This is a genomic window from Cryobacterium sp. SO2, from assembly GCF_026151165.2.
Taxonomy (GTDB): domain Bacteria; phylum Actinomycetota; class Actinomycetes; order Actinomycetales; family Microbacteriaceae; genus Cryobacterium.
Genome location: NZ_CP117849.1, coordinates 331,927 through 344,913 on the forward strand (window position 1 = coordinate 331,927; position 12,987 = coordinate 344,913).

Genomic DNA, 12,987 nt, shown 5'->3' on the forward strand with positions numbered 1-12,987 from the left:
ATTGACTAGCACTGGGCGCAGGGAAGCCGGACGGTTTCGCTTCATAGGGTGGTGGCTCAATTGGTAGAGCAGCGGTCTCCAAAACCGCAGGTTGCAGGTTCGAGTCCTGTCCGCCCTGCAAGTCGGTGGTCTTTCCGCCGGCCCACGAAAGGTGTAACAGGTGGCCCGAAAAGTTATCGACGAACCCAGCGAGGAAATCGTCGCCAACGCCAGAGTGGCCCGCGAAGCAAAGCGCGGTCCATTTGCTCGGGTGTCCCTGTTTATCAAGCAGGTCCTGGCCGAACTTCGCAAGGTCGTCACCCCGACCCGCAAGGAACTGCTCAGCTACACCGCAGTGGTTCTCATTTTCGTCGTGATCATGATGGCTCTGGTATCGGCATTCGACTGGGTGTTCGCACTAGCCGTCACGTACGTTTTCGGCACACCCAGCTGATCCGTGCCGCGCGAGCGGCACCCGGACTGATCATGAAACGTGGATCGGTGAGCGAGCATCACGGTGCCGCCTCACGCCCACGCAATAGAAGAAGGATTGATATTTAGTGACTGAGACCAATCGCGACGACGTCGACTGGGCCACCGCCGCCGAGCAGTCCGCCAACGACGACGAGGCGCAGGAGGGCAACACCCTCGCTGCCGACGAGACGTCTGTCGAAGCCGCCGAGCAGGTCGCCCTGCACGTGGAAGACGAGAACGCCGACATCGAAGACGATCTCGACGCCGCGCTTGACGCCCTCGCCGAGTCCACCGACCCCGAGGCCGACGCCATCGTCGAAGACGCTCTCGACATCGACTCCACCGACGAGGCCGAGGCCGCCGTCGAAGCCGTCGACGACGAGGAAGAGGCCGACGCCGAGGCCGAGGATGAAGACCCGTACGAAGCCTTCCGCAAGGAACTCCGCTTCCAGCCGGGCAAGTGGTTCGTCATCCACTCCTACGCCGGCTTCGAACGTCGGGTGAAGTCGAACATCGAGAACCGCAAGCAGTCCATGGCCATGGAAGATTTCATCTACCAGGTCGAGGTTCCGATGGAAGACGTCGTCGAGATCAAGAACGGCCAGCGCAAGATGGTCACCCGCGTGCGCATCCCCGGCTACGTGCTCGTGCGCATGGACCTCAACGAAGACAGCTGGTCTGTCGTGCGTCACACCCCCGGTGTCACCGGCTTCGTGGGCAACGCGCACAACCCCACCCCGCTGCGTTTCGAAGAAGCCTTCGGCATGCTCAAGGGCCTCGTTGAGATCAAGGATGTGCCGGTCACCAAGTCCGGCGCTCCGGGCAAGGCCGCCCAGCGTGTGCTGCCCGCCGAGATCGACTACGAAATCGGCGAGACCATCACGATCAAGGAAGGCTCGTTCGCGGGCCTGCCCGGTTCGATCAGCGAGATCAAGCCCGAGAGCGGCAAGCTCATCGTGCTCGTGTCGCTCTTCGAGCGTGAGACCCCGGTCGAGCTCAGCTTCGACCAGGTCACCAAGCTTTAGGTTCCGCCCGGCCTCGGCCAGCAGAACCCTGAACCACCGGGGCCCATCCGGGCCACCGGGAGAGCGACCTTCGCGGCCGCTCGAACATCAATAACGAAGGAAGAACAATGGCACCGAAGAAGAAGGTTACTGGTCTGATCAAGCTTCAGATCAAGGCCGGCGCCGCCAACCCCGCACCCCCCATCGGGCCGGCGCTGGGTCAGCACGGCGTGAACATCATGGAATTCTGCAAGGCATACAACGCCCAGACCGAATCCCAGCGCGGCAACGTCATCCCGGTTGAGATCACCGTCTACGACGACCGTTCGTTCACGTTCATCCTGAAGACCCCGCCCGCAGCGGAGCTCATCAAGAAGGCCGCCGGAGTCGCCAAGGGCAGCGGAACCCCGCACACCGTCAAGGTTGCCAAGCTCACCAAGGCGCAGGTTCGCGAAATCGCCGAGGCCAAGATGGTTGACCTCAACGCCAATGACCTCGACGCAGCGTCGAAGATCATCGCCGGAACCGCTCGCTCCATGGGCATCACGGTCGAGGGCTAATACCCCTTTCGTTCGACTCGTCGAACACCCGCCGACAGGCATGGTCATTTGCGACCTGCCGACAGGCACCAAGTGGAAGAGCCAGCCAGGCTCACGAAAACCACGCTCTCAGCACATGCATCTACAGGAGATTCAAAATGGCACCCAAGTCAAAGGCCTACCGCGCTGCGGTCGACAAGATCGAAGCCGATAAGTTCTACACCCCCACCGAAGCCGTCACCCTCGCCCGCGAGACCGGCTCCGTCAAGTTCAACTCCACCGTCGAGGTCGCGCTCAAGCTCGGCGTCGACCCCCGCAAGGCAGACCAGATGGTCCGCGGCACCGTGATTCTTCCTCACGGCACCGGTAAGACCGCCCGCGTCATCGTCTTCGCAACGGGCCCCGCGGCCGAGGCAGCCATCGCTGCCGGCGCCGACGAGGTCGGTGGCGACGAGCTCATCGAGAAGGTGGCCGCCGGCTACACCTCGTTCGACTCCGCCGTCTCGACCCCCGAGCTCATGGGCAAGGTCGGTCGTCTCGGAAAGGTCCTGGGCCCGCGCGGCCTGATGCCGAACCCGAAGACCGGAACCGTGACGCCGGACGTGGCCAAGGCCGTGAACGACATCAAGGGTGGAAAGATCGAGTTCCGCGTCGACAAGCACTCCAACGTGCACTTCGTCGTTGGCAAGGCTTCCTTCTCGGCCGAGCAGCTGGACGAGAACATCGGCGCTGCACTCGAGGAGATCGTTCGCCTCAAGCCGAGCTCCTCCAAGGGCCGCTACATCACCAAGGGCGCCGTCTCGACCACCTTCGGTCCTGGCATCCCGCTCGATGTGAACAGCATCTAAGCACCTCAACGCTTCCTGGAAGCGTGACATGAAGGGCCCGTCGCAAGACGGGCCCTTTGTGCGTCCCGGATGCCGTGCGAGCACCCCCAGTACGGGGCGCTGGCGCGGCATCCTGCCGTTTTGGCCCGTTTCGGGTTGGTCTGTGTAAAGCTCGAGACACGGGTGGGGTGCGCCCGCCATGGATGGAGGGGCACTGTGGCGTCTACGGGCGGTGAAACTGTCTATCTGACCTTGCGAGCGCGCATCCTCTCTGGTGAGTTGGCGGCCCACGCCGTGCTGCGTGAGCAGGCCCTCGCCCAGGAACTGGGCGTGAGCCGCACGCCGGTGCGCGAAGCGCTCCGCCGCCTCGACGAGGCCGGCCTGGTGACCTTCGTGCCCAACCGCGGGGCCACGGTGGTGGCCTGGTCGATCGAGCAGGTGCGGGAGACCTATTTCGTGCGGGCGATCCTGGAGAGCCGCGCCGCCGGCCTCGCGGCGGCCGGCATCACGACGGCTGAACTGGAACGTCTCGCCGACCTGATCGACGCCATGGAGCCTCTCGTGACGGCCACCGACGACGCCGGCCTCACCGATCTGGCCGCGCTGAACGCCGAATTCCACCGCATCGTCGTGACGGCGGCGCGCAGCCCGCAACTCCTCACGCTCACTGCATCGGTGGCCAGAGTGCCGCAAATGAGCGATGCGTTCCGCCGTGACGGAGCTCAGTTCCGGGCGCGCAGCAACCACCAGCACCGCGACATCCTCACCGCCCTGAGCACCGGAGACGTCGCCTGGGCCGAAGTGGCCATGCGGAGCCACATCCTCAGCGCCAGGAACGCCGTCGTCGAGAACTGACGCCGCACGCGCTCAGCGCTGTGCCGGTGCCCGGCGTGCCTCACGCTCCGCGAGCAACAGCCGGGTGTGCGGATGCTGCGGAGCCGTGAAGAGCTCACCGACCGAAGCGTGTTCCACGATGGTGCCCGAGCTCATCACCGCGACCCTGTCGCAGCGCACGGCCAGCTCCACCCGGGCCGAGGAGACGATGAGGGTGAACCCCGCCTCGCGGCGCACGGCATGCAGGAGGTCGAGGAACTCCGTCTCGGCGGCCGCGTCGAGCCCGAGGGTGGGGTCGTGGGCGACCAGCAGCTGCGGCCGGGGTGCGAGCACGCCGGCGAGCAGCACACGCTGGGCCGTCTCGGCCGAGACCTCGTACGGGTAGGCCCGCAACACGGCCTCCGGTTTCTCGATGCCGACACTGGCGAACAGGTCCGCGGCGGCCTGCCGGAGGCCGGAGCGCGATGCCAGCGGCTGCCGTGCGAGCAGGGTCAGCACCTGCCGCCCGAGGCGGGCCCGCGGATCCAGGCGATGCGGCCCGGGCGCGGCCAGGTAGCCGATCAGGTGACCGCGGAGTCTGCTGAAGTCCCGCTCTGGCAGGCCCACGAGCTCGTGGCCGTCCACGAGGATCGACCCCGAGCGCACCGGAACTCCAGCCGGCAGCAGCCCCGCGATGGCGAGGCAGAGGGTGGAGGTGCCGGAGGACGCGTCGCCGATCACCGCGAGAGTCTCCCCGCGCTGCACGGTGAGGCTGATGCCGGCGCCCTGCGAGACATCCGTGCTGCCCGCAGGGGTGAAGCCGAGGTCGCGGATGTCGAGGAAGTCGGCCGCGCGGAAGGACGTGGACGGCAAGGTGCCGGCTGCCGCCGGCTGGTAGTCCGGCAGGGTCGCCGCGGAGCCGCGCTGGACCGCGGGGCCCGGCAACGCGGGCGGCTGCGACGGTGCGAACTCCAACGGTGCGACCTGTGACGGTGCGAACTGTGCCGGCGTGAACCGGGCCGTGCCGAACCGGGCCGCGCCGAACCGGGCCGCGCCGAACCGGGCCGCGCCGAACCGGGCCGCGCCGAACCGGGCCGCAGCCGGCACCCCGGCGACGACGATGCCCACGGCGCCCACCAGGACCAGAGCCAACACCACCGGCAGGCCCTGGGCGGGCACGTTCAATGAAAGTGCGCCGCCTGGGGCGGGGGACGCGAGCACGGCCTGCGCGGCCAGCGCGCAGCCGAACGCCACGACGAGTTCGGCGGCCAGAACCGCCAGGATGGGCAGGGCGGACCGGCGCAAGACCCGCCGCCCCACGAGAGCGGTGGTGGGCAGGCCCCGGCTGCGCATGGTCTGCAGGAACTGCTCCCCGGACACGCTGCGCGCCGTGGCGCGCACGTGCACGGCGATGACGGCCGCGGATCCGAACACGACGGCCACGGCCGGGATGAGCAGGTAGTTCAGCACTCCCTGGCCGGGGTTCCCCGCCATCCCTGCGTCGGCATCGACCACGTCGGAGGCGACGGGGCCGAGTCCGATCGCGACGGCGAACCACAGGGCGCTCACGATGGCCGCCCAGGACAGGCACAGCGCGCATCCGGTGAGCACGAGATTCCGCAGGACGGCGTCGTCCCGCCCGCCTCGGTCGGCCGACAGCAGCAGCCCCAGGCCCACCCCGAGGAGGCCGGACAGCGCGGGTGCCGCGAGGGTCACGATCGACGTCAACGGCCAGGATTCGGCCAGGGCGTGGAGCACGGCGTCGTTCGGATCGGCGAGCCGCGTCAGCACGATGGCGCCGCTGCCCACCAGGGACAGCAGGACCATCATCCCCAGCCACCGGGGCCCTGTAACAGCGCGCATGAGTGTGCTCAGTTCTCGTTGGTCCGACCGAATCGAGAGCTGACGGGTGTGTCAGATTCGGTAGTTGGAGCTAACTGTATGCAACAAAACACGTGCTCGTCACGGATTTACCGATATTTCGGGGGTGAAAACATCAGTGGACGGCAAATTTGTATGCACTCTGGCCGGCCCGTGGGTCGGAAACAATCCGGCAACACCGGGCGACTACCATCCAGACATGGTTGACCTCTTCAGTGGCTATGGCGCTACCTCCGCACCGCCCCGCGAGCGAGGGCAGGCTTCGGCCTGGGACGAGATGTTCCCCGATCCGTCGTCGCTCTCCCCGTCGGAGGCCCGTGCGGCCTACAAGGACGTGTACAGCGCGCTCGCCAAGATGACCCAGGAGGAGTTGCGCGGCCGCACGGATGCGCTCGCCAGCTCGTACCTGGCCCAGGGCGTGACGTTCGACTTCGCCGGCGAGGAGCGGCCGTTCCCGCTCGACGCCGTTCCCCGCGTGATCGAGCAGCCGGAGTGGGTGCGGGTCGAAGCCGGCATCAAGCAGCGCGTGCTCGCGCTCGAGGCCTTCCTCGCCGACATCTACGGACCACAGGCCGCCGTGCGCGACGGCGTCATCCCGGCCGGCCTGATCACCTCCTCCAAGCACTTCCACCGCCAGGCGGCGGGCATCGTGTCGGCGAACAACGTGCGCATCCAGGTGTCTGGCATCGACCTGATCCGCGACGAGGTGGGCGCCTGGCGGGTGCTCGAAGACAACGTGCGGGTGCCCAGCGGCGTCAGCTACGTCATCTCCAACCGGCGCGTGATGGCCCAGACACTGCCGGAGCTGTTCGTCTCGATGCGGGTGCGCCCGGTCGGCGACTACCCCAACAAGCTCCTGCAGGCCCTGCGCGCGTCGGCTCCGGCCGGCGTCGACGACCCGAACATCGTGGTGCTCACCCCCGGTGTCTTCAACTCGGCCTACTTCGAGCACACCCTGCTCGCCCGCCTGATGGGCGTCGAGCTCGTCGAGGGCCGCGACCTGTTCTGCTCCGGCGGCCGGGTGTGGATGCGCACCACCGCCGGACCCACCCGCGTCGACGTGATCTACCGCCGGGTTGACGACGAGTTCCTCGACCCGCTGCAGTTCCGCGCCGACTCGCAGCTCGGCTCGCCGGGCATCCTGATGGCCGCCAGGCTGGGCAATGTGACCATCGCCAACGCCGTGGGCAACGGGGTGGCCGACGACAAGCTCGTCTATACCTACCTGCCCGAGCTGATCAAGTACTACCTCGGTGAGGACGCGATCATCCCCAACGTCGACACCTGGCGGCTCGAAGACCCGCTCGCGCTCGAGGAGGTGCTCGACCGGCTCGACGAGCTCGTCGTCAAGCCCGTCGACGGCTCGGGCGGCAAGGGCCTCGTGGTCGGCCCAGCGGCGTCGAAAGACGAGCTGGAGACCCTGCGCCAGCAGCTGCTCAAGGACCCGCGCGGCTGGATCGCCCAGCCGGTGGTGCAGCTGTCCACCATTCCCACCCTCGTCGACGACGGCATGCGTCCCCGGCACGCCGACCTCCGCCCGTTCGCTGTGAACGACGGCACGGATGTCTGGGTGCTGCCCGGCGGCCTCACCCGGGTGGCGCTGCCCGAGGGCGAACTCGTGGTGAACTCCAGCCAGGGCGGCGGGTCGAAGGACACCTGGGTGATCGGGCTCGAACCTGACTTCCACAGCGGGTCGGCCCGCAACATCCAGGGCCTGGTCAACGACCAGGCGGCGAACACGCAGTCGATCTCGATCATCCCGACCCGCACTGTCGACCACTCCCCGCAGGACACCCCGCCGGGCGGCGACCAGGATCAGGAACAGCAACAACAACAGCAACGCAGCACCACCGCCATGACCAACGCCGCCACCACCACCGCAGAGGGGACCCTCGAATGCTGAGCCGCATCGCCGAGAGCCTGTTCTGGATCGGCCGCTACATCGAACGCAGCGACGGCACCGCGCGCATCCTGGATGTGCACCTGCAGCTGCTGCTCGAAGACCCGTGGATCGAGGAGAACCTCGCCTGCCGGTCGCTGCTGCACCTGATGGGCAGCCCGGTGCCGCCGGACCGGGACCTCACCCGCAAGGATGTGCTGGCCACCCTGGCGGCCGACCGCACGCATCCGGCCTCGATCGCGTACTCGCTCGGCGCCGCCAGGGAGAACGCCAGGCGGGCCAGGGAGATCGTCTCGACCGAGCTCTGGGAGTGCCTGAACACCACGTACACGAAGATGCCGAAGAACATCGCCAGCGCCAAGACTCACGACTTCTTCGGCTGGGTGCGCGAACGCGCCGCCCTGGCCGTGGGCATCGTGGAGTCCAGCGCCAGCCGCGACGACGCCTGGCACTTCTTCACCCTCGGCCGCAGCCTCGAGCAGGCCGACATGACCGCACGCCTGCTGGCGACGCGGTCGCTGACCGAGAACAGCGGGCCGTCCTGGACCACGATCCTGCGCTCCTGCGGGGCGTACGAGTCGTACCTGCGCACCTACCGCGGGGTGCCGAGCGCGCGGAACGCCGCCGAGTTCCTGCTGCTGGACCGCCTGTTCCCGCGGTCGATCGTGTTCTCGATCTCCCGCGCCGAGCAGTGCCTGCAGGAACTGGAACCGCGCACCGACCGGGTGGGCGTCTCCGATTCGTCGGCGCGCATCCTCGGCCAGATCCGCAGCCAACTGGAGTACCGCCCGATCATGGAGATCCTGAACGACCTGCCGGGGCACATGGACATGGTGCAGGATGCCACCAGCACGGCGTCCGAGTCGATCGGGCATCGGTACTTCCCGACCAGCGCTGTACCGACCTGGACGGGGGAGGCCTCGTGAAGCGCCTGCGCATCCGGCACACCACCGGCTATCGCTACGACGGCGAGGTGGCCACCTCCTACAACGAGGCCAGGATGCTGCCCGTCACGTCGCCCGAGCAGTTCGTGCTCTACTCCAACCTCGATATCACCCCGGTGTCGAGCAACCACAACTACCTGGACTACTGGGGCACCAGGGTGTCGTCGTTCGAGGTGCTCACCCCGCACGCCGAGCTCACCCTCACCGCCAACAGCCTCGTGGAGGTGTCGCCGCGAGAGCACCCGGTGCATCCGCTGAGCTGGGAGGAACTGGCCACGGCCGTCGCCCGGTCGACCTCGTCGGTCGAGCACTCCTGGCAGACCCCGCTCACCGAGCCGCCGGCGGATGTGGTGGCCAGCGCCGCGGAGATCGCCGCGCGCCTCGACCCGTGCGATGCGGCGCTGGAGATCTGCCGTTTCGTGGGCGAGAACATGGCGTACGTGCAGGGTGTCACCGGGGTGAAGACCAACGCGGGGGAGGCCTGGGCCGACAAGCGCGGCGTCTGCCAGGACATCACCCACGTGGCGCTCGGCGCACTCCGCTCGGTGGGCATCCCCGCCCGGTACGTCTCCGGCTACCTGCACCCCAAGCCGCAGGCCGCGATCGGTGAGACCGTGACGGGCGAATCGCACGCCTGGGTGGAATGGTTCTGCGGCGAGTGGCGCGGCTACGACCCCACCAACCTGATCGACATCGGGGACCGGCACGTGGGCGTCGGCCGAGGCCGCGACTACAACGACATCGCCCCGCTGCGCGGCGTCTACGCCGGCACCGGCGGGTCGCAGCTGTTCGTGAAGGTGGAGATCACCCGGGAGTCGTGACCGCTGAGCGGACCGAGGCGGCCGGGCTGCCTAGACTGGTAGTTGCACGCGCGTTGTACGTGCGTCTGTAGTCTGAGTCGGGTCGAGGGAGCAGCACTGATGAGCATCGAAGACGACGCCGTCGAGGTTCGCGCGCAGGGCTGGCGCACCCTCGCGGCCCTGCACGCCCGCATCGAGACCGTTCTCGAACGCGCCCTGCAGGCCGGGTTCGACCTCTCGGTGGTGGAGTTCACCGTGCTCGACGCGCTCAGCCGGCAGCACGGCTGGCACATGCGGATGCAGCAGCTCGCCCGGGCCGCGGCCCTGTCCAGCAGCGCAACGACCCGCCTGGTGAACCGGCTGGAAGACCGGGCGCTGCTCACCCGCATCCTCTGCGCCGACGACCGGCGCGGCATCTACACCGAGCTCACCGAGGCCGGCAAGGCCCTGCTGACCCGCGCCCGCCCGGCCTACGACGAGGCCCTGGCCGGGGCCCTCGCCGCCGCGGAGGAAGAGCCCGAGCTCGGCCCCCTCGTCGATGCCCTGCACCGCCTGCCCGACCTGGCCCGCGCCGCCGTCTAGGCTCGCCCATTTTCGCTAGTGCGGACGGGGTCTGGACTAGCAAAAGTGGGCCACTCTCGGCGCGCGCTTCGGTGACTGGCCCATTTTTGCTAGTGCGGAAGAGGTCCCCACTAGCAAAACTGGGCCAGTCATGGATCGGGGATCAGGCGGGGGCGTGCGCCTCGAGGAACTCGTAGACCTCGGTGGGGTCGACGCCGGGGAAGGTGCCGGTGGGTAGCGCCGCGAGCAGGCTCGTGGGGGTGCGCGCGACCGGCCAGGCCTGGCCGGCCCACCGCCCGGAGAGCTCGTCGGGGGCGCGCCGGCAGCAGGACTCGTCCGGGCAGCGGGACACGGCCCGGTTGGTGGTTTCCCGGCCGCGGAACCAGTTGACGTGGGCGAACGGCACTCCAACGCTCACCGAGTAGTCGCCCTCCTTGGCCTTCTCGATGCGGGAGGTGCACCAGAACGTGCCGGCCGGGGTGTCGGTGTACTGGTACCAGGGGCTGAACCGGTCGGGCACGTCGAACACCGTGCGGGCCGTCCAGCTGCGGCACACCGTCGAGCCCTCCACGGCGCCGAGCGCGTCGCTGGGGAACTGCACGTCGTCGTTCTCGTAGGCCTTGATGATCGTGCCGGACTCGTGCACCTTCATGAAATGCACCGGGATGCCGAGACGCGCGGTGGCCAGGTTGGTGAACCGGTGCGCGGCCGTCTCGTAGGAGACCGAGAAGGCATCCCGCAGGTCTTCGAGCGAGATGCGGCGGGCGGCCTTGGCGTCGTTGAGCAGCCGCAGCGTGTCGGTCTCCGGCAGCAGGATGGCCGCGGTGAGGTAATTCGTCTCCACCCGCTGTCGCAGAAACTCCGCATAACTTTCGGGCTCGTGATGCCCGCAGAGATGGCTGGCGAAGGCCTGGAGGATCGGCGAGCGGCTGTCGCGCGACGTTGACTGTTCGGTGGGCAGGTAAATTCGGCCGTTGCGCTTGTCGGTGACCGACCGGGTGGAGTGCGGGAGGTCTCCGACATAGTGCAGCGAGAAGCCGAGGTGGGCGGCCATGTCGGCCACCACCTGCTGCGAGACCGGGCCACCGGAGTGCCCGACGGCGGTGAGGAGCTCGAGCGCCTGGGCCTCGAGGTCGGGGAAGTAGTTGTCCCTGGCGCGCATCTCGGCGCGCAGCTGCGCGTTGGCCCGGCGCGCCTCCTCCGGGGTGGCCGCACGCTCCCGGTGCAGCCGCTCGATCTCGTTGTGCAGGGTGAGGATGGTCTGCAGGGTCTCGTCCGGCTGGCCGGGCCCGACCCGCAACCTGGGCAGCCCCAGGGCGGGGAAAACCGGGCCGCGCTGGGCCCGTTCGACGGCGATCTCCAGCGCCGCGCGCGGGCTGGGGGCGTCGGTGCGCAGCAGGTCGTCGACGGTGGTGTCGAGGGCAGCTGCAATCAGCCGCAGCATCGAGAGACGCGGTTCGCGCTTGCCGTTTTCGATCATCGAGATCTGCGACGGCGCCCGGTCCACGGCCGCGGCGAGGGTGTCGAGGGTGAGGCCGAGCCGGTGGCGCTGGTCGCGGATGCGGCGGCCCAACGTGATGGCGTCGAGACCCCCTTCGCTCTCGGCGGCGCCGGCAGGCGCGCGGGACGGGGTGGCTGAGGCAGCGGGGAGATCGACGGTGACCATGTGCTCATGGTCACACGCGGTGATTGTTCACACAACCGGAAGAACTCGTTTTCTTCTTCGGAATGAGTCGCCGGCCGAGGTTGAACCGGGTCGCAGAGTGGGTGCAGGCAACACCGGGACCGACCCCGGTGTAGCCGCCACCGATCCAGATCCGCACCGTCGCAGACCGAGGAGAACACCATGACGAACCCCACCGCAGCCACCCCCGCATCAGGCCCCGCTGCATCCGGCTACACCGGCACCCGCCCCGGCGACCAGACCCAGACGGCCGCGGAGCTCGCCCTGGAATGGGCCGCAGACCCCCGCTGGGAGGGCGTGCGCCGCGACTACACCGCCGAGGACGTGATCGCCCTGCGCGGAGCCGTGCGGGAAGAGCGCACCCTGGCCCGCCGCGGCGCCGAGAAGCTCTGGGAGCTGATCCACCAGAACGGCACGCCGGAGAACCCCGAGTGGGTCGCCGCGCTCGGCGCCCTCACCGGCAACCAGGCCGTGCAGCAGGTGCGGGCCGGGCTCAAGGCCATCTACCTGTCCGGCTGGCAGGTCGCCGCCGACGCGAACCTGTCCGGCCAGACCTACCCCGACCAGTCCCTCTACCCGGCCAACTCGGTGCCGGCGGTCGTGCGGCGGATCAACAACGCGTTGCTGCGGGCCGGCCAGATCGAGGGGGCGGAAGCCGTCGCATCCGGCGCCGACGCCACGAACAACGGCGCCGGCATCGACTGGCTGGCGCCCATCGTCGCCGATGCCGAGGCCGGTTTCGGCGGCCCGCTGAACGCCTACGAGCTGATGGCCTCGATGATCGAGGCCGGCGCGGCCGGCGTGCACTGGGAAGACCAGCTGGCCAGCGAGAAGAAGTGCGGTCACATGGGCGGCAAGGTGCTCGTGCCCACCGGCCAGCACATCCGCACCCTCAACGCGGCCCGGCTGGCGGCGGATGTCGCGGGCGTGCCCACGATCATCATCGCCCGTACCGACTCGCTCGCGGCCACCCTCATCACGAGCGATATCGACGAACGCGACGGCGCCTTCCTCACCGGCGGCCGCACCGCCGAGGGGTTCTACGACACCGCGAACGGCCCGGACGTGGTGATCGCCAGGGGACTGGCCTACGCGCCGTACGCCGACCTGCTCTGGGTGGAGAGCAGCGAGCCAGACCTCGCCCTGGCCCAGCGTTTCGCGAAAGAGATCCATGCGCAGTTCCCCGGCAAGAAGCTGGCCTACAACTGCTCCCCGTCGTTCAACTGGAAATCCCACCTCAACGACGAGCAGATCGCCGCGTTCCAGCGCGAACTCGCCGCCTGCGGCTACGCCTTCCAGTTCATCACCCTGGCCGGCTTCCACGCCCTCAACCACTCCATGTTCACCCTGGCCAAGGACTACTCCGAGCGTCAGATGAGCGCATACGTCGACCTGCAGGAGGCCGAATTCGCCTCAGAGGCCGACGGCTACACCGCCACCCGCCACCAGCGGGAGGTGGGCACCGGCTACTTCGACCGGATCGCCACCGCGCTCAACCCCACCAGCGCCACCCTCGCGCTGGCCGGCTCCACCGAGGCCGAACAGTTCTGACCCGGCTCTTCGGCATCACCACAGACATCC

The 12,987-nt window shown here is 68.5% G+C and carries 12 protein-coding genes and 1 tRNA gene; 11 read left to right on the top strand and 2 right to left on the bottom strand.

The genetic code is table 11. The features are described from left to right. The first annotated feature begins 45 nt into the window (after positions 1-45). The 6 genes from BJQ94_RS01590 to BJQ94_RS01615 all read left to right on the top strand — a co-directional run bounded on the left by BJQ94_RS01590 (position 46) and on the right by BJQ94_RS01615 (position 3,678). A tRNA-Trp gene (locus tag BJQ94_RS01590) sits at positions 46-118 on the top strand. A 42-nt stretch (positions 119-160) separates the two neighbouring features. Continuing rightward, positions 161-433 (top strand): preprotein translocase subunit SecE, encoded by a 273-nt coding sequence (secE, locus tag BJQ94_RS01595; protein ID WP_265400600.1) that lies wholly within the window; start codon positions 161-163, stop codon positions 431-433. 106 nt (positions 434-539) lie between these two features. Then, complete coding sequence (nusG, locus tag BJQ94_RS01600) at positions 540-1,478, top strand: transcription termination/antitermination protein NusG (protein WP_265400601.1); 939 nt, start codon at positions 540-542, stop codon at positions 1,476-1,478. A 107-nt stretch (positions 1,479-1,585) separates the two neighbouring features. Further along, positions 1,586-2,017, top strand: coding sequence for a 50S ribosomal protein L11 (gene rplK / locus BJQ94_RS01605; RefSeq protein WP_066592266.1), 432 nt, complete (start codon positions 1,586-1,588; stop codon positions 2,015-2,017). A 137-nt stretch (positions 2,018-2,154) separates the two neighbouring features. Beyond that, positions 2,155-2,844, top strand: coding sequence for a 50S ribosomal protein L1 (gene rplA / locus BJQ94_RS01610; protein WP_265400602.1), 690 nt, complete (start codon positions 2,155-2,157; stop codon positions 2,842-2,844). 69 nt (positions 2,845-2,913) lie between these two features. Beyond that, positions 2,914-3,678, top strand: coding sequence for a GntR family transcriptional regulator (locus BJQ94_RS01615; protein WP_265400603.1), 765 nt, complete (start codon positions 2,914-2,916; stop codon positions 3,676-3,678). A gap of 12 nt (positions 3,679-3,690) precedes the next feature. Here the strand turns inward: BJQ94_RS01615 and BJQ94_RS01620 are convergent, their stop codons facing one another. After that, entirely contained in the window at positions 3,691-5,466 is a 1,776-nt protein-coding gene (locus BJQ94_RS01620) for an ATP-binding cassette domain-containing protein (protein ID WP_265400604.1), read from the bottom strand. Between the two features lie 250 nt (positions 5,467-5,716). Between BJQ94_RS01620 and BJQ94_RS01625 the strand changes: the two genes are divergently transcribed. The 4 genes from BJQ94_RS01625 to BJQ94_RS01640 all read left to right on the top strand — a co-directional run bounded on the left by BJQ94_RS01625 (position 5,717) and on the right by BJQ94_RS01640 (position 9,743). Then, on the top strand, positions 5,717-7,420 hold the full coding sequence (locus BJQ94_RS01625; protein WP_265400605.1) for a circularly permuted type 2 ATP-grasp protein: 1,704 nt from the start codon (positions 5,717-5,719) through the stop codon (positions 7,418-7,420). After that, positions 7,414-8,343, top strand: a complete 930-nt coding sequence (locus BJQ94_RS01630; RefSeq protein ID WP_265400606.1) for an alpha-E domain-containing protein — start codon at positions 7,414-7,416, stop codon at positions 8,341-8,343. The genes BJQ94_RS01625 and BJQ94_RS01630 overlap by 7 nt, the downstream gene beginning before the upstream one ends. Beyond that, the gene (locus tag BJQ94_RS01635; RefSeq protein ID WP_265400607.1) at positions 8,340-9,182 is read left to right on the top strand and encodes a transglutaminase family protein; all 843 of its coding nucleotides are present in this window, start codon (positions 8,340-8,342) and stop codon (positions 9,180-9,182) included. The genes BJQ94_RS01630 and BJQ94_RS01635 overlap by 4 nt, the downstream gene beginning before the upstream one ends. A 99-nt stretch (positions 9,183-9,281) precedes the next feature. After that, positions 9,282-9,743: a MarR family transcriptional regulator gene (locus tag BJQ94_RS01640; protein WP_265400608.1), complete on the top strand. Its 462-nt coding sequence runs from the start codon at positions 9,282-9,284 to the stop codon at positions 9,741-9,743. Between the two features lie 142 nt (positions 9,744-9,885). On the opposite strand, the gene BJQ94_RS01645 is transcribed toward BJQ94_RS01640, so the two are convergent. Beyond that, complete coding sequence (locus tag BJQ94_RS01645; RefSeq protein WP_265400609.1) at positions 9,886-11,388, bottom strand: helix-turn-helix domain-containing protein; 1,503 nt, start codon at positions 11,386-11,388, stop codon at positions 9,886-9,888. Between the two features lie 180 nt (positions 11,389-11,568). On the opposite strand from BJQ94_RS01645, the gene aceA reads away from it, so the two are divergent. Beyond that, a complete protein-coding gene (gene aceA / locus BJQ94_RS01650) occupies positions 11,569-12,957 on the top strand; it encodes an isocitrate lyase (RefSeq protein WP_265400610.1) in 1,389 nt (462 codons plus the stop codon). Positions 12,958-12,987 lie beyond the last annotated feature (30 nt).

Coding starts and splice junctions, on each gene's coding strand:
- rplK (WP_066592266.1), top strand. CDS start 1,586: ATGGCACCGAAGAAGAAGGTTACTGGTCTGATCAAGCTTCAGATCAAG.
- rplA (WP_265400602.1), top strand. CDS start 2,155: ATGGCACCCAAGTCAAAGGCCTACCGCGCTGCGGTCGACAAGATCGAA.
- BJQ94_RS01615 (WP_265400603.1), top strand. CDS start 2,914: ATGCCGTGCGAGCACCCCCAGTACGGGGCGCTGGCGCGGCATCCTGCC.
- BJQ94_RS01620 (WP_265400604.1), bottom strand. CDS start 5,466: ATGATGGTCCTGCTGTCCCTGGTGGGCAGCGGCGCCATCGTGCTGACG.
- BJQ94_RS01625 (WP_265400605.1), top strand. CDS start 5,717: ATGGTTGACCTCTTCAGTGGCTATGGCGCTACCTCCGCACCGCCCCGC.
- BJQ94_RS01630 (WP_265400606.1), top strand. CDS start 7,414: ATGCTGAGCCGCATCGCCGAGAGCCTGTTCTGGATCGGCCGCTACATC.
- BJQ94_RS01640 (WP_265400608.1), top strand. CDS start 9,282: ATGAGCATCGAAGACGACGCCGTCGAGGTTCGCGCGCAGGGCTGGCGC.
- BJQ94_RS01645 (WP_265400609.1), bottom strand. CDS start 11,388: ATGGTCACCGTCGATCTCCCCGCTGCCTCAGCCACCCCGTCCCGCGCG.
- aceA (WP_265400610.1), top strand. CDS start 11,569: ATGACGAACCCCACCGCAGCCACCCCCGCATCAGGCCCCGCTGCATCC.